Raw genomic sequence first — 19,066 nt, forward strand, 5'->3', positions numbered from 1 at the left:
CGAACGGACCGTTGCTTGCGACCCGGTCGCTTTGCTGCGGGGGAGTGTGGAGAATCTCCCGTCCTGCGTTGCAGGTGGGCTTTGCAAAATACCCCCTGCGGGAGCTCAGGCCCGGCAACTGGCGGAGTGTTCCCGCCGGCCCATGAGTTGGCGGCGGTTAACCACCTTGGGTTTCCATATTTCCTTCGATACTTGCTTCAAGATCCGCCATGGATTCGCCACCCGCCATGAGGTCGGCAATGTGCTCCCGCGTCTTCTCGCCCTTGCGGAAGTCAGCGGCGATGGCGCCACGGATAAGGACAGCGAAATGATCCCCGACAGCCATGGCATGCATGACCTGATGGGTAATGAAGACAACGGCCAGGCCGCGGCGCTTGGCCTCGTTGACTATGCGAAGCACATGCGCCGCCTGCTTGACACCGAGGGCTGCCGTTGGCTCGTCAAGGATCAGCACGCGGGCCCCGAAATAGACTGCCCTTGCGATAGCCAGGGACTGCCGTTCACCACCGGAAAGCCCGCCGACCAGGCGATCACCGTCGGTGATCCGTGTAATTCCCATCTTCTGGACTTCCTCAACGGCGACGCGGTTGGCTCTTTTGCGGTCGAACACCCTGAATGGGCCGAAACCCTTCGTCGGCTCGGCGCCCATGAAGAAGTTCCGCCCGATGGACATCAGGGGGTACGTGCCGCCAAACTGGTGAACCGTCGCGATGCCGCGCTCTTGCGCCTCGCGCGGGCGGGAGAAGACTGTTGTCTCGCCATCCATCAGGATTTCGCCGCGCGTGGGCTGACAGACACCAGACAGCGTCTTGATAAGGGTCGACTTACCGGCGCCGTTATCGCCGAGAAGGCACAGCACTTCGCCTTCACCCACTTTCAGACTAATATCGTTGAGAACGTCAATCGGACCGAAGGACTTGTCGACATTGCGCAGTTCGAGAACGGGTTTCTTATCGGACATTGTCGTTCTCACTTCTTCTTGGTCCCGGACCAGCTGGTCGCCAGATGACGGAAAGTGTCGTTCAGCAGAACCGCGATCAGAAGCATGACGCCGATAATGAGGAAGGACAGGTTCCGGTCGATCTCGGTAAAGCCGATTGCTTGAGTGACGATTGACAGGGTCAGCACGCCGAAGACGATGCCCATCACCGTTCCGAAGCCTCCAGTCAGCAAAACGCCGCCCACGACGACAGAGATGATTGTGTTGAAGATCAGCCCGAAGTTTGCCTGTGACGTGGCCGAACTGAAGGTCATGACCTGCAAGACACCAGCAAAGGCGGCCGAGGTCGAGCACACCATAAAGAGCGCAATCTTCAGCCGCGCGACCGGAATGCCAGCATTCCGTGCACTTTCCTGATCACCGCCCAATGCGAAAACCCAGCTGCCCTTGGGCGAATAATGCAGGAAGAATGCGAAGGCGGCGATGAGGCCTGCCCACCAAAACACTGAGGAATTGAAGCCATAGACCTTGCCGCCAAAGAGCGATTTCGCCCACTCCGGAGGATGGTGGAAAGAATTCGTGTTGTTGATAAAGAAAATAGACAGAAAAAGAGTCAAACCGGCGACGGCAAAGAGCGTAGCCAACGTCACGATGAACGACGGTACCCGGGTACGCGTGACGATAAAGCCGTTAATGAAGCCTATGAGCGCCCCAATGGCCAAGGCCGCAGCCACACCGATTACCTCAGGCATCTGATAGTGTTCACAAACGATGGCTACCGTCATCGTCGCGGCAGGCAGGACCGCTCCGGTCGAGATATCAAGCTCGCCGGCGATCATCAGAAATCCGACCGGGATGGCGATCATGCCGATAAGAGACGCAAAGTTCACCCAGGTCGTAATCCCTGCGACGGATAGGAAATTGCGGCTGTAGCCGAAGATGGAAAAGAGGATGAAAACAGCCACAAATCCCATGAGAGCACCGGCAGCAGGACTGCGGAAAAAGGCCTTGAATGAAGAACCGGCTGATGAGCCTTCAGCGCTTGTGGTGTTGACGGGATCATTGTTTGAGTTTGGTTCGGTCATTGGGCCTCAATCCTCATGTTGCTTTGAATAGACCCGACCAACCGCGCGGCCGGGTCCTTACAAGCAGGCTCAGCGTGCGCCGAGCTTCACGCCCTCGATGGCCGAAGCTACATTGGAAGCATCGACGATAGCGGGACCGGTCAGAACCGGCTTCGTCGCAATCGCCGTACCAAACTTGAGATTGGCGAACAGCATGGAGGTTGCAAGGAAGCCTTGCAGGTAGGGCTGCTGGTCGATAGCGAAGGTCTGGGTACCCTTCGAGATGCGATCCAGAACCGAGGCCGACATGTCGAAAGTTCCGAGCTGGATCTTGCGGCCCTGGCCCTGCTGTTCGATGGAATTGGCCGCAGCGTCAGCCGCCCAAGCAGCCAGGGTAATGACCGCGTCGATCGAGGTATCCGCGATCAACTCGGACTTGATGGCTTCCGAGGTGCCGTTCATGTCCTGATCGAGGTTTGCAGGAACGCGCAGGATGAAGGTGTCGGCCCCAGCTGCCTTGGCACCGTCCTGAACGCCCTTGCAGCGGGTTTCCAAATTCACGGCGCCTGGGTTCTGAATATGGCAAAGGATCTTCTTGGCACCGTGTGAGGCAAGGTACTTGCCGCCTTCGACACCGGCGAGATACTCGTCCGAACCGAAATAGTTCAGTGCGCCATAGTTGCCCATTTCGCTTTGACCAGCGTTAAAGGACACGATGACGACGCCTTTGTCTCGGGCAGCCTTAAGAGCCGGAGTTTCCGATTCCGGCAGCCAGTTCGGGATAGCAATTCCCTTCGCGCCCTGGGCCACGGCCTGCTCGATCAGCGAGGCCAGGTCCGGGCCAAAGTTGTCGTAATTCTGTGTCTGCATGAAGTTGACGGTGCCACCGTTCGCTTCAACCATAAGCTTCGCGTCATCGACCCCCTTCTTGACCATGTTCCAGAAGCCGTCCTGGGCCGAGCCCACGATGACAGCGATATCCTTGTCTCCGGCATAGGCGCTGGAAGCGAGCATTGCTGCCATAACCGCTGCCGCGATCTTTTTGGTGAAATTCATGTCGAAATCCTCCCTCAGGTTAAAGCCACATCATTGCGGCTCGAGATATGGTTTTTGCCGATCGGCCGTTTAGGCGTGCAGGCACTCACACTTCCGCAATCCCGGCGCACAGGCGCTGGATTACATCCTTCAGTTTTTGCGATGGGCCTCCCCCAAAGCGTTGACGGCTTGAGATCGTCGAGCGCTGTCAACCACACTTGCATGCATTGTTGACATCTTTCAGGTCAACGCAGATCATAATAACTTCAAAAATTCGTCTCAAATCACTTCGCAACATTCAGCTCATGAAATGATTTGATGGCTCCTCCGCCTAAAATGGAATTAATTGATATGAAGAGGCCGACAATTCCAGACCTTGCGAAGGCTGCAAGCGTGTCTGTGTCGACAGTAAACCGCGTTCTCTATCAGCCTGGGTCAGTCCGGAGCCATACTCGGGCGCGCGTGTCGGCAGCTGCCGAAGAGATCGGGTTCTACGGGCTGGGTACGATCAAACATGCTGTTAAAGCGCCGCAAATTACGCACCGGTTCGGCGTTCTCCTGCAGCGCAAGGAGCGCACTTTCTATCGAATCTTGGGCGATGCGATCACCCAAGCCGCTGAGGCTTATTCAGGGGGCCGTATCGACTTGAGGCTGGAGTTTCTTGAAGACTTAACCCCTGAAAAGGTCGCATCGCATATCATATCTTTGGGTGAACGGTGCGAATCCCTTGCGATCGTTGCGCCACAGCACCCGGTTGTCGCCGATGCCATCGACAGCGTTCTGGAGAAGGGAGTTCCGGTTGTCTCCCTCATCGGCCCACTGACAGCAAAAGGGAATATCAGTTTCGTTGGCCTCGATAACTGGAAGGTGGGACGTGCTGCGGCGTGGGCTTTCGACCGGATGGTGCGGTTTCCCGGAAAGATCGGCATACTCGTCGGAAGCCATCGGCTGCGCAACCAAGAGATGAACGAAAGCGGGTTTCGTTCCTACTTCCGCGAGCACAATTCTGGCTTCACGTTGCTTGAACCGCTGCCGACTTACGAATCTGCAGTGGTTGCGAGAGAGCACGTGGAAAAGCTACTGACAGACCATCCGGACATGTGTGGACTGTTTATTTCCGGCGGAGGTGTTACCGGCGCCATCGCTGCACTTCGTGCCACCCCCAAGCGAGACGACTTTGTCGTTGTGGGTTATGAACTCTTTGAAGATACGCGTGCCGCATTAATCGATGGCACGATCTCCCTGATCATATCGCATCCCATCGACCGCTTCGCGTTCGAGACAATCGCAACTCTTATGAAGGCGAAAAACGCCGGTCGCGACGCTGGCGTATTCCGGGTAACCTTCGGGTTCGATATGTACAGTCCAGAGAGCGTTTGAAGATATTCGGCATATTCTCTTCACCCGAAATGGTCGCTCTCAATACCTTGGGGATGTTCTGTAGCATAATGGACGGCATCAGGATGTAGCAGCCCACTGTCAGCGCAAGCGTTGATCGCCGACGGGAGCACATTCGCTTGCCCGCCCGGCCTGCTTGAAATCAAACGAGCTAGTTGGGGCAGACGGGTCTTGCCAGATGTCGCCGACTATAGCGCCGCACCGGCCGGCTTCAGCGCGACGAGGCCATCCGCTCCACTCGACACGGCCTTCTTGCCCGATGTCGCCGCGGCAATGAAGGCAGCGATCTTATTGGCGCAAGCGTCGAGATGGACGGCAGTACTTTCAGTCAACAGGCTGATCGCGCTGCACGACGCCGGGCGGTTAGCCTTCTTCGGAACAATGGCGCACCTGGCAGATCGCCGGGCCTTCCTGCGCCACCTTGCTCCCGTCCGGAAGAAGCGCTGGGTGGTCTACGCCAAGGCGCCCTTCGCCGGGCCGGAAGCGGTGCTCGCCTATCTGTCGCGCACGCCGACCGTCAGCAGGTCATGGTGCTCGCGATTGATGAGTTCATCCGCCGCTTCCTGCTCCATGTCCTGCCGCACGGCTTCCATCGCATCCGGCATTACGGCCTGCTTGCTGGCAGCTCCCGCAAGGGCAGCCTCGTACGCGCCCGCGAACTACTGAACGTCGCTGCGCCATCCGATAACGATACCTCGGAAGAGCCGGCTGATGTCCGGCCGCCATGCCCCTGCTGCGGCGGACGCATGATCGTCATCGAGACGATCGAACGGTGGAGGCAGCCGCGCGGACCGCCGGACGCAACCACGACGAACCGGGGGACCGTCCGGTGACCCGGCATGACATGATCCAGCCTCCAGCCGCAGGCGCTCAGCCTCCGGCAACGGATCCACACGCGCTCGCGATGATCATCGACGCCGCAGGGGACGCATCCGGCCGCGCGACGAGCCGACAACGCCGCGTGGCCGGAAGGCGAAGCGGTCCGCCCGCATCCATCGCGCTGCTTCCCTACGGCAGACACGCCATCGCCGACATCAACCGCAAATCGAAATCCCCATAGCCATCGATTGTGGCCCGCGGGTTCCTTCCTCGGGACTTTCGTACGCCTGCCGGCGCCCGAAACTCTTCACGCAAGCAGACGGTCGGTTCTGGAACGAAGCAGTGAGAAAGACGCCATTCGCTGGTGCCTTCCGTCTTGACGCCGATCAGGCAGACCTGTTTTCGATTCCAGCATTCATTAGCGAAGCAAAAGTCTGCGATGGCATGTTAGGCTTGCCGAGAGCTTTCAGGCTAAAGCGAATCTGCGCGCGCAGGCCCGCTTCGGTCTCCTCTCCGTGTTCGAGGCAGTGCTCGATCAGAATTGGATGGAAGAACGCCGTGAACGCGGTATGGACGGCACGCGCCGCCTCCGCGGGATCTTCTACCTTGAATTCGCCCGCGTCGATGCCCTCGCGGATGATCGCCTCAAGGATCGTGACCATACGCTCGATATGCGCCTTGGTGATCGCCCAGTTCTCCTGCATGGCGGCGACAATGAGGTCGTGCATGCGCTGTTCCTTGACCAGGATCGCCTTGCCGTGGTGGTGGACCGCGGTCAGAAGACGGATAAGCTTCTCCGAGGCTGGCGCGCTCGATTGCGCGATAGTAGAGGCGATCTCGGCGACCTCGTTCACGACCAGCCCGCAGATGGACTCTTTGATCGCACCCTTGGAGGGGAAAAAGCGGTAGACGTTTGCCGTGCTCATGCCGAGTTCGGAAGCAATGTCGGCCACCGATGTCTTATGGTAGCCGATGCGGCGAAAGTGTGCCTCCGCCACCTCCAGGATGCGTGTACGCACCTCGTCGGGATCAGTTCGCGTTCGGACCGGACGATTCATGGATATCTCCAGAATTGATGAAGCACGAACCTGCCGGACTGGCGTGGACGATCACCAGTAAGTGGCAAGTTCGAGCCGTTGGCCTTGCCTTGGTCGGGTAAAGCCAACGGCGGGAACTTGAACCGTGTCCTGCGATAACCGGCTCCTACTCAGCCGCCATTGCTGCTGTCACTTGCGGTTCCTGCGTCGAAACCTCCTTGACCTCATCCGCGGTCGGCTTGATCCGGAACCACGCGACATAGAGCGCTGGAAGGAACAGCAGGATCAGTATCGTGCCCGCCGCCGTGCCGCCGATTAGCGTATAGGCCATCGATCCCCAGAAGACGGAGTGCGTGAGGGGGATGAAGGCCAGCACGGCGGCAAGTGCGGTCAGGATCACCGGCCTCGTGCGTTGCACCGTGGCCTCGATGACGGCGTGATAGTCGTCAAGGCCGGCCGCACGGTTCTCCTTGATCTGTTCCGTCAGGATCAGCGTGTTGCGCATCAGGATGCCGGCCAATCCTATCAGGCCCAGAATGGCGTTGAATCCGAACGGCTGGTTGAAGGCGAGCAGCATCGGCACGACGCCAACCAAGCCTAACGGTGCGGTCAGCACGACCATCGCCATCGTCGAGAAGGATCGCACCTGCAGCATGATGACGATCAGCATGGCGGCTATCATGACTGGGAAGACTTTACCCAGCGCGGTGTTGGCCTTGGTCGCCTCCTCGATAGATCCGCCCAATTCGATGCGATAGCCGGCCGGAAGGGATGCGATCAGCGGCTGAAGGGCCGTCATGATCTGCTTGGAAACCTCCGGAGGCTGGGTCGCCTCGTTGATGTCCGAGCGGATCGTGATGACCGGCGTGCGATCGCGGCGCTTCATGATCGGCTCTTCCAGGCGGACTTCCGAATGGCCGATCTGGTCGAGCGGGATCTGGCGGCCATCCCGGCTCATCAGCGAGAAATCCGCCAGACGCGATGGATCCAGCCGCTCGCCGCCGGCGCTGCGCGCCACGATGGGGACATTGCGAATGTCCTCGCGCACTTGCGTGACGGGGATGCCGGTGAGGAGGAACTGGAGTTGCTGGGCCACCTCCGTCGGCGAAAGGCCGATGAGGTTCAGCCGATCCTGATCCGGGATGAAGCGCAGTACTGGCGTGCGATTGCCCCAGTCGCGATTGGCCTGGCGCACGTCTGGGACGCCTCGCATGACGTCGAGGGCCTTCTCGGAGATGGCGTATAGTTCCGCCGGATCGGGTCCCTTGACCCGGAACTCGACCGGGAACGGCGTGTAGGGGCCGAACACGAGTTGCGTCACGCGGATATAGGCCTCGGGCGCTAACCCCTGCGCCACCGCTTGCTGGAGCCGGTGCTTCAACACCTCGCGTGCCTCCGCGTCCGGTGTCAGCACGACGATCTTTGCGAAGGCGGGATCAGGCAGTTCCGGCGCCATCGCGAAGAAGAAGCGCGGTGCGCCCTGACCGACATAGCTCGTCACGATCTTGGCCTCGGGTTGGTCGCCAAGCCAATGCTCCAGCTTCTCTACCGTGGCGGTCATCGTCTCGATGCTGGTGCCTTCCGGCAGGCGAACTTCGACCAGCACTTCAGGGCGATCGGATGTCGGGAAGAACTGCTGCTTGAGACCGCTCATGCCGACAACCGAAAGCGCGAAGACGATGCCGACGGCAGCGCAGGTCACGAACTTGTGGCGCACGGCAAAGGTGATGAGCCGGCGAAGGCGCCGATAGTTCGGTGTGTTGTATATGGCGTGAACGCCGCCTTCGACCGGTTTAATCGCGGGCAGCATCTTGACGCCCATATAAGGGGTGAAGATCACAGCGACGATCCAGGAGACGATAAGGGCGAACCCCACGACCCAGAAGATGTTGCCGGCGTATTCTCCGGCCGTCGAGCGCGCGAAGCCCACCGGCAGGAACCCGGCGATCGTCACCAGCGTGCCTGAGAGCATCGGCGCCGCGGTGTGGCTCCACGCATAGGCCGCCGCCTTGATGCGGTCCATGCCCTCTTCCATTTTCACCACCATCACCTCGATGGCGATGATGGCGTCGTCGACGAGGAGGCCAAGCGCCAGGATGAGGGCGCCGAGCGTGATGCGGTCGAAGAACCGGCCGGTTTCCAGCATGATGAGAAACACGACGGCGAGCGTCAGCGGGACGGCGGCCGCCACGACGATGCCGACGCGCCAGCCGAGGCTGAGCAGGCTCACCAGCAGCACCACGCCAAGCGCCATCGCGAATTTGAGCATGAACTCGTTGACCGACGAGCCGATGTTGACGGCCTGATCGCTCACTTTGGCCAGCGTCATTCCGAGCGGCAGCGTCTGTGCGATGGAAGCGGACCTCTCCTCCAGCGCCTTGCCGAGATCAAGACCATTCCAGCCCTCCTGCATCACCGCCGCGAGCATGATGGTCGGCTCGCCCTGGTGCCGGATGACGTAGGTGGGAGGATCCTCGTAGCCGCGCCGGACCTCGGCGACGTCGGACAGCTTCAGCGTCCGTCCCGCGGCGACAATCGGCGTGTCGGCGATCGCCTGGACACTGTCATAGGCGCCGTCGACCCGGATGAAGACCTGCGGCCCCTCTGTGTCGATCGAGCCCGCCGGCGTGACGGTGTTCTGCCGCTGCAAGGCGGCAATGATGTCTTGTGCCGACACGCCAAGGGTCGCCAGCTTGGCATAGGAAAACTCGACGAATATCTGCTCGGGACGTTCGCCGAGGATGTTGATCTTCTTAACGCCAGGCACGTGCAGAAGGTCCTGGCGAATGGTCTCGGCCTGCCTCGCGAGTTCTCGCATCGGCATGCCTTGGGCCTTCAATGCATAAAGGGCGAAGCTCACGTCCGAATATTCATCGTTGACGAAGGGACCGAGCACACCGGGTGGCAGGTTGCGGGCTTCATCCCCGAGCTTCTTGCGGGCCTGGTAGAACTCCTCCTGCACGCTGGATCGCGGTGTGCTGTCCTTCAGCGTAACCGTCAAATAGGCATAGCCTGGCCGTGTCGTCGTCTCAACACGGTCGTACCAGGTCAATTCCTGAAGCCGCTTCTCCAACGGTTCGGCGACGAGGTCCTGCATCTCGCGCGCCGTCGCGCCCGGCCATACCGTCGTGACCGTCAGCGTCTTGATCGTGAAGGAAGGATCCTCCGCCCGTCCAAGCATGAGGAAGGCATAGGCGCCGGCGGCGACCAGCAGAATGATGAAGAAGAGGGTTACGGCTCGCTCGCGAACGGCGATCGCGGAGAAATTGAGGTTCATCAGTTGCTCCCGCTTCCAGAAGCAGTCCTGACGCGGGTGCCCTCCCGCAGAAGATGAGCGCCGAGCGCAACAATCGAATCACCGGAACTCAGCCCGGAGATCACGGCGGTTTCGCTCGTCAAACGAACAAGCTTGACGGGCCGAAAATGTACGGTCGAGGTTGCGCCGTCCAGAATCCAAACGCCGGTCTTCTGGCCATCATCCAGCACGGCTCCCAGCGGAACCTGGACCTCCGTTTCACTCGCCTGGCTTGCAAGCCGAATGGTTACCGTCGCGCCAAGCGGTGCTGCCGCGGCCTCACCGTCGAGCACATAGCGGGCCTCATAGGTGCGGGTCTGGGGATCGGCGGCGTCCGACAACTGTCGGAGATGCGCCGTATAATGCTGCCCATCGGCCCCGTACATCCCCGCCTCGGCTACCGAGCCTATCGCCGGCCGGATCGTTTCGGGAAGCGCGACAACCGCTTCGCGGGGACCGGCGTTCGCGATCCGAACCACGGTCTGTCCCGCGGTGACAACCTGTCCCGGCTCGCCAAGCGTTTCAACAACCGTTCCATCTGCGTTCGCGTCCAGAATGGAATAGGCCGCCTCGTTCTGCGCGACCTTCGCTTCCGCTTCCGCGGCCGCGAGCTGTGCGGTCGCGGTATCAAGTGCTGCCTTCGCCTGCTCGTAACGCTGCGGAGTTGCAGCCAATTCCTTCTGGACCAGGACGGCATAGCGCTTTTCGTCGGCGCTCGTCTGAACCAGGACAGCGCGTGCCACAGCGACAGCGTTGCGCTTCGCGGTGAGCGCAAGAACGAGATCGGTGTCATCGATCCGCAGCAGCGGTTGGCCTGCCTTGACCTGTTCGCCGACGTTCACAAGTCGCTCGATGATCTTGCCGGGGACGCGAAACCCAAGATTGCTCTGCACCCTCGCCGCAATTGTGCCCGTGAAGCTGCGGTCAGATCCGGTGACCCCCGCTGCCGTCACCAGTCTGACCATCGGAGGTTCCTGCCTCGGGTCAGCCGCGGCAGTGGCCGTCTGCGTGCGAAGCGTAATGAATGCGGCCACCCCTAGCCCCACGACCAAGATGCTCCCCAGTCCAATAACAAGTCGCTTTTTCATGCCCATCGCCTTCTGTGAAAATAGATTGCATTCGTACTCTATAACTGATATAGATTATGAACGCAATCAAAAAGGAGACGGACGATGCGTGTGACTCGCAGCCAAGCCGAGCAGAACCGGCAAACCGTGATCGATGTAGCGAGCCGGCTTTTTCGGGAGCGCGGATTCGATGGCATCGGCGTCAAGGATTTGATGGAGGGCGCCGGGCTGACCCAAGGCGGGTTCTACAAGCAGTTCGCGTCCAAGGACGACTTGGTCGCGCAGGCGTCCAGACGGGCATTGGAGAGCGCCGCGAACCGATGGTCGACGGCGGCCGCGGCGAGCCCTAAGGATCCGCTTGGCGCCGTGATCGACTTCTATCTCAGCACGGGGCATCGCGAGGAAAAGACGGACGGCTGCCCGGTGGTTGCGCTTGGCTCGGATGCTGCCAGGCAAGGCGCCGAGGTGAAGGCATCATTTGAGGCCGGCATCCGAGAATACCTCGAGATGCTGGGCTCATGGGTTGGCAAAGCCGGCGGCGAGGAGGCCGGCGGTAAGGCCATGGCCGTTCTCTCGACAATGGTCGGTGCGGTCGTCCTCTCGCGCGCTGTTAATGATCCCGACCTCGCGAAGGCTTTTCTGGGTGCAGCGTCCGATCAAGTTCGCGAAGCACTCGCGGCTTGAAAGCCGCACGCAGCGCTGGCGACGCACCCAAGTGATAGGAGAATAGATGCGACGGATCGTTGTTACGGGCATGGGAGCGGTCACGCCCCTTGCCGCACATGTGGAAGCGTCCTGGTCGCGTCTGCTTGCCGGTCGCTCGGGCATCCGCAGTCTGCCGGACGATGTCGTGGGAGACCTGCCGGCGAAGATCGGCGGCACGGTTCCTTCCCTGGAAGAGTATCCCGAAGCCGGCTTCGATCCCAATACCGTCCTAGCGCCGAAGGACCAGCGCAAGGTGGATCGCTTCATTCTCTTCGCACTGGCGGCTGCGGAAGAGGCGATTGTCCGGGCGAACTGGAAGCCGGTCTCGGAAAATGACAGGGTCCGCACCGCGACGATCATCGCTTCGGGCGTCGGGGGCTTCCCCGCGATAACCGAAGCGGTGCGAACGGTCGATCAGCGCGGTGTTCGACGTCTTTCACCGTTCACGGTGCCATCCTTCCTCGTCAACCTGGCGGCAGGACAGATTTCGATCCGTCACGGCTTCAAAGGTCCGCTCGGAGCGCCGGTGACGGCGTGCGCGGCCGGCATTCAAGCGATCGGCGACGCGGCTCGTCTTATCCGCGCCAATGAAGCTGACATCGCAGTGTGCGGCGGAACGGAAGCCTGCATGAATACGGTCAGTCTCGGTGGGTTTGCCGCGGCACGCTCTCTTTCTACGTCCTTCAATCATCGTCCTGAGGAGGCCTCCCGCCCGTTCGACATGTCGCGCGACGGCTTCGTCATGGGCGAAGGCGCCGGCATCCTGGTCATCGAAGAATTGAGCCACGCGCTTGCGCGCGGCGCCAAACCGCTCGCCGAACTGGTCGGCTATGGCACGACGGCGGACGCCCATCACGTCACTTCCGGTCCCGAGGACGGCGATGGCGCGCGTCGAGCTATGGAGATCGCGATTACCCAAGCCGGCATTTCGGCGCGCGAGATCAGCCACCTCAATGCGCACGCGACTTCCACGCCAGTCGGCGACCTGGGGGAAATCGCCGCGATCAAAAGCGTCTTCGGGGAAGATTACGGCATAGCGGTCAGCGGCACGAAGGCGGCCACCGGACACCTGCTTGGAGCCGCCGGCGGGCTTGGCGCGATCTTCGCGATCCTGGCGCTCAGGGATCAGGTGGCACCGCCTACCCTGAATTTGAACACCCCTGATCCAGCGGGTGAAGGGATCGACTTCGTCGCGAACCGGGCCCGGCCAATGGAGATGGATTACGCGATCTGCAATGGCTTCGGCTTCGGAGGCGTCAACGCCAGCGCGCTGTTCCGACGGTGGGATTGGCGCGCCGGTTGATTGAGATGCCCTTTCCTTATTTGCCGTCACAAACAAAGAAGAGATATGAAATGCTAACGTCCACCAAATCCCAGCCAAGCCTCTTGCAAATATCGGACGCGCTCAGTCTGCGTTATGAAAAGAGCGGCAATGGGCCGCCATTGATCCTTATGCATACGATCCGCACACAGCTGGAATATTTTCGCGGCTTGGCGCCCCTCCTCGCCAAGTCGTATACGGTTTATGCCATCGATCTGCCTGGACACGGCCATTCGCCGATCGACCGGCTCGCGTCCTTCGATGAGCCGTATTTCAGGCAGAGCGTCATCGGCTTCATCGAGAAGCTCAACCTCACCGGCGTCACGCTTGTTGGCGAATCTATCGGGGGTGCGTTGGCTCTCACGGTCGCTGCCGCCATTCCGCGGCGGGTCGAGCGCGTGTTCGCCAGCAATCCTTACGACTACGAAACCCGTTATGGCGATGGCCTGCGACGTGGCAACTGGCTCGCGAACCTCATCATCGGAAGTTTGCAGATCCCAATTCTTGGCCCGTTCAATGCGTGGATGGAAAACCAGATGGTACTCGGCAAGATCATGGGTGGCGGATATCACGATCCCGTAAACTGCCTTCCGAGCTTCTGGCCGAGTTCGGCCGGGTGGCGCAACGACCTGGATATAAGCGCATCGCGCGCAAAGTGCTGGCAGGTTGGCGATCCTGGAGCGAGGCGCGGGACCGGTATCGGCTCGTCTCACCGCCCGTAACGCTCATCTATGGCGACAGCGACTGGTCGCGCCCCAACGAAAGGGAGCGGACCAGGGCACTGCTCCCTGACGCGCGCATGTTCACGCTCAAGGATACCGGACACTTTTCAGCGGTGGAGAATCCATTGGGACTGGCACGCATCATACTGGGGAGCTAGAGCACGTCCCGCGATCAATGAATCGATTGTGATGTGACGTCGGGCTTCGCGGGTGATTCAACATCCACTTTGATGAGGTGGATGATGGGAAGAGCACTGAGCGACGATCTTCGATCGCGGGTCTTGAAGGCTTCGGACGCGGGCATGTCTGCCCGGCAGGCGGCGGCGCGGTTCGGCGTCGGCATATCGAGTGCAATCCGGTGGATCGCACGGGCGAAGATCGGCGAGCGGACGCCGCGGCCGCAAGGCCGTCGACGCGCGTCCAGCCTCGATGCGCATAAAGCCTTCATCGTGGGGTTGATCGATGAGCGCAAGGACATCACGCTGAACGAGATGGTAGAGCGGCTGGCGGTCGAGCGATCGGCTCGGATCAGTCGCAGCGCCTTAAGCGCCTGGCTTGGCCGGCACGGCTGGACGTTCAAAAAAAGTCCGCACATGCACTGGAGCAGGATCGTCCCGACATCCTGAAGCGCCGTCGTGCGTGGTTCGACGGCCAACTCGATCTCGATCCGGCAAAGCTGGTGTTCATCGATGAAACTGGACTATCGACCAAGATGGCCCGGCTGCGGGGCCGTGCGCCATGCGGTGAGCGTTGCCGGGCGGGCGTGCCGCACGGCCATTGGAAAACCACCACCTTCACCGGCGCACTGCGGCTGACGGGCATGACCGCCCCGTTCGTCTATGACGGCGCCATGAACGGCAACGTATTCCTGGCCTATGTCGAGCAGGTGCTGGTCCCGACCCTGTCGGAGGGCGACATCGTCGTGATGGACAACCTTCCCGCCCACAAGGCCGCCGGCGTTCGCGATGCAATCGAGACGACCGGCGCGAGGCTCATGTTCCTGCCGCCCTACAGCCCCGACTTCAATCCGATCGAAAACGCCTTCTCAAAACTCAAGGCTCTTATGCGGGCCAAAGCCGAGAGGACAATCACAGCCCTGTGGACCGCCGTCGGATCGCTCGTCGACCTCTTCACCCCAGCCGAATGCCAGAACTACTTCAAGGCCGCAGGTTATGACCCAGATTAAACCGGACGTGCTCTAGCTGCCGAACCTCAACAGCCTCATGACGGGAGATGGCGACCCCTGGGCTGGCCCAGCAGCGGACGCGGCGCGTACAGGAGCTTTGCTGCATCATGAGATGCAAGAAAATTCGAGTCCTCCGTTGTCATGTCTGGACCGTCGCGGCGACCTTCGCTGCCACGCCGGCGGTCCAACTCAACGCCGTCGCTCTCGGCTCAATCAGCGCCCCCGAAAAATCCTGGACTTCGAAACGCCGGCCGATAGGCTACAGAAGGTGTTGCTATGACCAGTTGAACTCACCGGCGCAAAGCGGCCATTGTCAGAGTGGCCTGATCAGGTAGCAGCGCGGTCTGCCTTGATCTCTGTCCCCTTCGTCTGCCCCAGGAAGTGTGCAAGCGCCGATTTCCGAGAATCCCGATCGAGCGCGTAGGCGGTGTGGTTGAAGGCGACGCCATCCAGCAGGCCTTGGATGTAACCGGCGATGCTGTCGGCCGCCATGATGAGCGCGGTGTCGACGGTGTGGATGTAGCGGCTGGTCACCGTCCCTCGCGAATGACCGACCAAGGCGGCAATCGTGGCTTCGGTGAACCCGAGGTCATTGCCGATGCTGGCGAAGCTGTGCCGCAGGAGGTGCGGCGTGATGCCGGCCAGGTCGGTCGCCTCGAGTAGCTTCGTCCACTGCCTGGGGAAGCTCCCGAATGGCGCGCCATCCTCCCAGCCGGGAAAGACATAGTCTTCCGTACTCTGCTCCTCGTCACGGCAACCCTCGAGGTATTCGAGGACCGGCAGGCCGATCGGACGCACTGATGCTCCCTCCTTGCTGTCGGCCAAGCGCAGGCAACTGCCCATGACATCGATCTCACCGCAACGCAGACCGATGACCTCGCTGCGTCGGCAGCCGGTCAGGGCGATTATCCGGATGATTTCTGCGGTGGTCTCGTACTGTCCGTCCTCGACCGCCTTTCGGAGAATGTCGCCGAGCGTGCGATATTCCTGCTCGCTGAGCCGGCGAGCGTTGACCAGGTCCTTCGGCTTACGAACGCCATGCACGGGATTCTGCTCGATGATGGCGAGTTCAACCGCATAGGTGAGAATGCCGCCGAAGAGACCGATCGTTCGGGATGCTGTGCCAGCGCCGCCGCGCACGATGGCGCGCCCTCGCAGTTTATCCGTCTTGACGTTCGCGCGGGTCTTACCCGCCATGATGTCCTTCATCGCCTGAGTGATGTCGGACTTGGCCAAATCCCGCACCCGTCGGTTACCGAGCAGGGGAACGATGTGCTGCTCGATGCGACCCAAATCGGTAGAAATCGTAGTGGCCTTCTTCGGACGGCCTCGCTTGCCGAGCACAAGTCCGTTCCTCAGATCTTCGAGATAGCGGCTGCAGGAGTTCCTTGACGGTGATTGCCTCGCGGTGGAGCTTGCGTTCCTCAGCGGGGTTGCCGCCTCTTGCGACCTGGCCGAGCAGGACTTTCGCCTCACGCCTGGCTTCTTCAGGAGTCCATACTCCGTGCAGGCCGATCGTGACGCGACGCGAACGGCCGGCGGCGCGATACTGCACCACATAGCTTCGCTTCCCCGATTTGAAGACACGTAGTCCGAACCCTGGGAGGTCGTCGTCCCAGAAGACATAATCCGAGGACCTGATTTCGGTGGCATCGACGGTTCGTTTGGTCAGCTTCGCCATTCGCGGGAGGTTCCTTCATGAAATCCCCGCGTAAGCGTTGCGTAAGCACGGCAGGGAGGGGTTTGAGCCGCTCCGTCGTACCGTTGGCGCTGATCGAGTTCAAATTTGTTTTGTGATTTCAGTGACATAGCGCGCAATCGGATGGAAACGGATAGGTTCGGCGGAAGCCACTATCCATTCTCCGAAGGCAGAGGTCACAGGTTCGAATCCTGTCGGATGCGCCAGTTTCTATATATTTTACAAATAGTTAGGGTTGGTATGGGTCTCGCAGTTCGACGTCGGGTAATTTGCACGTAAGCGGCAAAGCCCTTTTTTCCACTCACAGTACTGGCGCCAAACGATGCGAGATCGTGCGGAATACCGCAAAAGTAGCCCATTTTCTTGCGAAAGCCGGCATCAAACAACCGGTAGACTACTGACTGCTGCCCACAAAGGCAGCAGTCAAGTTGTGCGGTACGTCGTGGATTTGGACACGTAGTCGTTAGAGGTGCTCATCATCGGAGACGGCCGGAATGGGGCCGCTTCCTGCCTGTCCGGTTTCGGCTGTAGCATTCGGAAAGCGGACACATTCGCCCGAGTTCGCTCCGGCGTTTTCTAAAAAGCGCTTGGCTGACCAGTCGTCTGTTGGTTTGCCCAAGCGAGACAAGGAGCACAAACCCTTCGGCAACTTCGACGCAGGCCGTTCGCCCGTGCCATCTGACTCGGGGCATCTATCCCTCCACGGGGAGAGCCGACCTAGTCCCGCCAACACCGCGTGTAACGATCACCGGATCAACGCATGAATATTTCGTGGATCGCGATGACGGCCAGGACCGCCCCGGCGATCCCTCCGATCGAGCGGGTGACTAGCGCCAAGGCCTTGGGATGCGACTGCAGCAGATTGAGAAGCTGCTGACGGAAAAAGATCGCCAGCAGAGCAACCGCCGACAGAGTAAGCGCGACGCCAATCATCATCGTCACCGCAAAAGCCAAACCTGCCTCCGGCACTCCCCGCGAGATTGCGAACGTCATGACAAAAAGGGTCAAAGGGCAGGGAATGAGACCGGCCATGATGCCGACGGCTTCCCCCTCACGGCCGTAGTGGCTGTGCCCATGGCGGCTGAACGCACGCCAAAGCATCCACAGACCGATAAGCCCCAGCAGTCCCCGGCTGAGATCCTCCAGCATAGGCGCCTGGCCAACGCTCCCGAGAGCGATCGAGACAAGGGGCAGCGAAAGCACCGCAATCAGCACTGCGATCGTGACATGCGTGAAAGAAAGAACCAGCGAGACGCCGAGCCCCCGCACCAATCCAAATTCTGACCCTGTCAGATAGGTTGCCAGTATCGACTTGCTGTGGCCTGGAGTAAGCGCATGTGCTGCGCCGAACACCACTCCCATCGGGAGGAAGGCAGCAAATGCACGCCAGTCACCGCCGGCTGCAAAGAGCTTGATCTGCTCACCAAGCGCCAGATAGATCGTGCGCTGAAACTCGACGAGGGTCTGGAATAGCGGTTGCATCAGGCGCAGGTCAACTCGAGGCGCGTCGCGAAGATCTTGGCGAGATTGGTTCCGGTTGGATCGGTGAAGAAGGCGTCGGTCAATCTCTTCTGGTTCTGGGCGATCGCCACATCGGGATCCGGGCGCACCACGACGCGCGAACAGCTTGCCGGCAAGCCGGCCGCCGCCATCTTGTCGTCGTCGGTGAACTCGATCGCCGTGTAGAAGGTCGGGTCGTAGACGCCGATGCTGACTTTGCCCGCGAGCGGGAGCGTCGCTGCAGGCTGCGTCTCGAACTGCATGACGAGCTGATTGTTCTCAAAGCTGGCGACCAGCCTGGCGGGCGGCTTCATCGCCACATCCTTGCCGTCGGCGGTGACCATCTGAAAATAGTTATACTCGGCGAGCGAGGCGTGGATGGTGAGAGCGGCGGCGTCGAGTTCGTTCGCGTCGAGCACGAGATCGCTGTTCTTGTCGAATTCCATCAGCACCGTGCTCGAGAACAGCTCGTCGAACCGCCAAAGATGCCGCAGCGTCTTCACCGTCCGGTTCGCATCCACCTCGACGTCCAGTTTGGCCTCGGCGAAGACGTGCGGATGGGCGCCGGCCGCAAGGGTCGAAGCCAGCAGCAACACCGCGCCTGCCATCGCTCCCGTCGGCCGCATATTTACCCGTCCTTCCTTGTCGCTTCAGAAGCCCGGACCTCTGGCAGCCCAAGCCGGCAAAAATGGGACGGCGCCCGTCACTTATCGACGATGGAACTTGCAATGAGGATGTTCGGTATGCCTTCGACGGCGGAAGAGGTCAAATGCACCATCTGCCTGCGATTGCTGGCGATCAATAGGTAGAGCCGGGAAAGCTGCTTGCCTTTCCGCGCCTCGCCAATCTTCTCGGCGTCGGTGCGCTCGAAGAATCGCTTTTCGAATTCGGCGCGGTCGACATCGAGCAGCTTGACCGAGCATATCTGCACGGCACGTCCGTCCATGGTGCCCTTGGCGACGGCGACCATGGCTCCGGCCGGTAAGTCCTCGCCCACCGTCTGCCACGCTTGAAAAGCCGTCATTTCGTCGACGGGCGCCAGCGCCGCGTCGCCGGAAAGCGGCGCCCATCCGCGCGTCTTCGCCAGCGTCATCGTGCGCTCGAAGTCGGGGCCCTGCGCCACGCATGTCCTGTGGAAGGCATCCAGAGCCCGGTCGGTGCCACCGGCGTGCACGGGCTGCGATGACAGGCACGTCGCCGCAAGCATCAGGAGGAAGAAAGACCTGGACATCAAACACGCCTTGGATCGGGGACGACGCTGTTCGCGACCTCACTGTC

The 19,066-nt window shown here is 60.7% G+C and carries 16 protein-coding genes and 2 pseudogenes; 7 read left to right on the forward strand and 11 right to left on the reverse strand.

All coding sequences use genetic code 11. The features are described from left to right. Window positions 1-157 precede the first annotated feature (157 nt). The 3 genes from ACFSQT_RS14750 to ACFSQT_RS14760 all read right to left on the reverse strand — a co-directional run bounded on the left by ACFSQT_RS14750 (window position 158) and on the right by ACFSQT_RS14760 (window position 3,060). Entirely contained in the window at window positions 158-961 is an 804-nt protein-coding gene (locus tag ACFSQT_RS14750) for an ATP-binding cassette domain-containing protein (RefSeq protein WP_379019742.1), read from the reverse strand. An 8-nt stretch (window positions 962-969) separates the two neighbouring features. Further along, window positions 970-2,025, reverse strand: a complete 1,056-nt coding sequence (locus ACFSQT_RS14755; RefSeq protein ID WP_379019744.1) for an ABC transporter permease — start codon at window positions 2,023-2,025, stop codon at window positions 970-972. Window positions 2,026-2,094: 69 nt separating this feature from the next. After that, a complete protein-coding gene (locus ACFSQT_RS14760; RefSeq protein ID WP_379019746.1) occupies window positions 2,095-3,060 on the reverse strand; it encodes a substrate-binding domain-containing protein in 966 nt (321 codons plus the stop codon). 330 nt (window positions 3,061-3,390) lie between these two features. On the opposite strand from ACFSQT_RS14760, the gene ACFSQT_RS14765 reads away from it, so the two are divergent. Next, window positions 3,391-4,419 carry a LacI family DNA-binding transcriptional regulator gene (locus tag ACFSQT_RS14765; protein WP_379019864.1) on the forward strand — a complete coding sequence of 343 codons (1,029 nt, stop codon included), beginning with the start codon at window positions 3,391-3,393 and terminating at the stop codon, window positions 4,417-4,419. 206 nt (window positions 4,420-4,625) lie between these two features. Here ACFSQT_RS14765 and ACFSQT_RS14770 read toward each other — a convergent pair whose 3' ends face one another. Then, a complete protein-coding gene (locus tag ACFSQT_RS14770) occupies window positions 4,626-4,769 on the reverse strand; it encodes a hypothetical protein (protein WP_379019874.1) in 144 nt (47 codons plus the stop codon). On the opposite strand from ACFSQT_RS14770, the pseudogene ACFSQT_RS14775 reads away from it, so the two are divergent. Then, window positions 4,759-5,270, forward strand: a pseudogene (locus tag ACFSQT_RS14775) (transposase); the annotation flags it as partial. The gene ACFSQT_RS14770 and the pseudogene ACFSQT_RS14775 sit on opposite strands and share 11 nt — an antisense overlap. A gap of 71 nt (window positions 5,271-5,341) precedes the next feature. After that, a complete protein-coding gene (locus ACFSQT_RS14780; protein ID WP_379019748.1) occupies window positions 5,342-5,497 on the forward strand; it encodes a hypothetical protein in 156 nt (51 codons plus the stop codon). Window positions 5,498-5,642: 145 nt separating this feature from the next. Here ACFSQT_RS14780 and ACFSQT_RS14785 read toward each other — a convergent pair whose 3' ends face one another. The 3 genes from ACFSQT_RS14785 to ACFSQT_RS14795 all read right to left on the reverse strand — a co-directional run bounded on the left by ACFSQT_RS14785 (window position 5,643) and on the right by ACFSQT_RS14795 (window position 10,676). Further along, window positions 5,643-6,314, reverse strand: a complete 672-nt coding sequence (locus ACFSQT_RS14785; RefSeq protein ID WP_379019750.1) for a TetR/AcrR family transcriptional regulator — start codon at window positions 6,312-6,314, stop codon at window positions 5,643-5,645. 145 nt (window positions 6,315-6,459) lie between these two features. After that, complete coding sequence (locus tag ACFSQT_RS14790) at window positions 6,460-9,570, reverse strand: efflux RND transporter permease subunit (RefSeq protein WP_379019752.1); 3,111 nt, start codon at window positions 9,568-9,570, stop codon at window positions 6,460-6,462. After that, window positions 9,570-10,676, reverse strand: coding sequence for an efflux RND transporter periplasmic adaptor subunit (locus ACFSQT_RS14795; protein ID WP_379019754.1), 1,107 nt, complete (start codon window positions 10,674-10,676; stop codon window positions 9,570-9,572). The genes ACFSQT_RS14790 and ACFSQT_RS14795 overlap by 1 nt, the downstream gene beginning before the upstream one ends. 84 nt (window positions 10,677-10,760) lie before the next feature. Here ACFSQT_RS14795 and ACFSQT_RS14800 point away from each other — a divergent pair, with 84 nt between their 5' ends. The 4 genes from ACFSQT_RS14800 (at window position 10,761) to ACFSQT_RS14815 (ending at window position 14,589) form a co-directional block, all read left to right on the forward strand. Next, on the forward strand, window positions 10,761-11,339 hold the full coding sequence (locus tag ACFSQT_RS14800; RefSeq protein ID WP_379019756.1) for a TetR/AcrR family transcriptional regulator: 579 nt from the start codon (window positions 10,761-10,763) through the stop codon (window positions 11,337-11,339). Window positions 11,340-11,385: 46 nt separating this feature from the next. Next, a complete protein-coding gene (gene fabF / locus ACFSQT_RS14805; RefSeq protein WP_379019758.1) occupies window positions 11,386-12,663 on the forward strand; it encodes a beta-ketoacyl-ACP synthase II in 1,278 nt (425 codons plus the stop codon). Between the two features lie 5 nt (window positions 12,664-12,668). Next, complete coding sequence (locus tag ACFSQT_RS14810; protein WP_379019866.1) at window positions 12,669-13,403, forward strand: alpha/beta fold hydrolase; 735 nt, start codon at window positions 12,669-12,671, stop codon at window positions 13,401-13,403. Window positions 13,404-13,645: 242 nt separating this feature from the next. Then, a protein-coding gene (locus ACFSQT_RS14815) for an IS630 family transposase (RefSeq protein WP_379018015.1) occupies window positions 13,646-14,589 on the forward strand; the annotation gives its coding sequence in 2 pieces (ribosomal slippage) (window positions 13,646-13,982 and window positions 13,982-14,589; 945 coding nt in all). A 327-nt stretch (window positions 14,590-14,916) separates the two neighbouring features. On the opposite strand, the pseudogene ACFSQT_RS14820 reads toward ACFSQT_RS14815, so the two are convergent. The 4 genes and pseudogenes from ACFSQT_RS14820 to ACFSQT_RS14835 form a co-directional block, all read right to left on the reverse strand. After that, window positions 14,917-16,270, reverse strand: a pseudogene (locus tag ACFSQT_RS14820) (tyrosine-type recombinase/integrase). A gap of 771 nt (window positions 16,271-17,041) precedes the next feature. Further along, window positions 17,042-17,770 (reverse strand): nickel/cobalt transporter, encoded by a 729-nt coding sequence (locus ACFSQT_RS14825; protein ID WP_379019760.1) that lies wholly within the window; start codon window positions 17,768-17,770, stop codon window positions 17,042-17,044. Then, window positions 17,770-18,414: a DUF1007 family protein gene (locus ACFSQT_RS14830; protein WP_379019762.1), complete on the reverse strand. Its 645-nt coding sequence runs from the start codon at window positions 18,412-18,414 to the stop codon at window positions 17,770-17,772. Before ACFSQT_RS14830 ends, ACFSQT_RS14825 begins: the two co-directional genes overlap by 1 nt. Window positions 18,415-18,491: 77 nt before the next feature. Continuing rightward, entirely contained in the window at window positions 18,492-19,019 is a 528-nt protein-coding gene (locus ACFSQT_RS14835) for a hypothetical protein (protein ID WP_379019764.1), read from the reverse strand. Window positions 19,020-19,066 lie beyond the last annotated feature (47 nt).

Source organism: Mesorhizobium calcicola (assembly GCF_042682105.1).
In the GTDB taxonomy this organism is placed as follows: Bacteria; Pseudomonadota; Alphaproteobacteria; order Rhizobiales; family Rhizobiaceae; genus Mesorhizobium; species Mesorhizobium calcicola.

Coding starts and splice junctions, on each gene's coding strand:
- ACFSQT_RS14750 (WP_379019742.1), bottom strand. CDS start 961: ATGTCCGATAAGAAACCCGTTCTCGAACTGCGCAATGTCGACAAGTCC.
- ACFSQT_RS14755 (WP_379019744.1), bottom strand. CDS start 2,025: ATGACCGAACCAAACTCAAACAATGATCCCGTCAACACCACAAGCGCT.
- ACFSQT_RS14760 (WP_379019746.1), bottom strand. CDS start 3,060: ATGAATTTCACCAAAAAGATCGCGGCAGCGGTTATGGCAGCAATGCTC.
- ACFSQT_RS14765 (WP_379019864.1), top strand. CDS start 3,391: ATGAAGAGGCCGACAATTCCAGACCTTGCGAAGGCTGCAAGCGTGTCT.
- ACFSQT_RS14780 (WP_379019748.1), top strand. CDS start 5,342: ATGATCATCGACGCCGCAGGGGACGCATCCGGCCGCGCGACGAGCCGA.
- ACFSQT_RS14785 (WP_379019750.1), bottom strand. CDS start 6,314: ATGAATCGTCCGGTCCGAACGCGAACTGATCCCGACGAGGTGCGTACA.
- ACFSQT_RS14790 (WP_379019752.1), bottom strand. CDS start 9,570: ATGAACCTCAATTTCTCCGCGATCGCCGTTCGCGAGCGAGCCGTAACC.
- ACFSQT_RS14795 (WP_379019754.1), bottom strand. CDS start 10,676: ATGAAAAAGCGACTTGTTATTGGACTGGGGAGCATCTTGGTCGTGGGG.
- ACFSQT_RS14800 (WP_379019756.1), top strand. CDS start 10,761: ATGCGTGTGACTCGCAGCCAAGCCGAGCAGAACCGGCAAACCGTGATC.
- fabF (WP_379019758.1), top strand. CDS start 11,386: ATGCGACGGATCGTTGTTACGGGCATGGGAGCGGTCACGCCCCTTGCC.
- ACFSQT_RS14810 (WP_379019866.1), top strand. CDS start 12,669: ATGCCCTTTCCTTATTTGCCGTCACAAACAAAGAAGAGATATGAAATG.
- ACFSQT_RS14825 (WP_379019760.1), bottom strand. CDS start 17,770: ATGCAACCGCTATTCCAGACCCTCGTCGAGTTTCAGCGCACGATCTAT.
- ACFSQT_RS14830 (WP_379019762.1), bottom strand. CDS start 18,414: ATGCGGCCGACGGGAGCGATGGCAGGCGCGGTGTTGCTGCTGGCTTCG.
- ACFSQT_RS14835 (WP_379019764.1), bottom strand. CDS start 19,019: ATGTCCAGGTCTTTCTTCCTCCTGATGCTTGCGGCGACGTGCCTGTCA.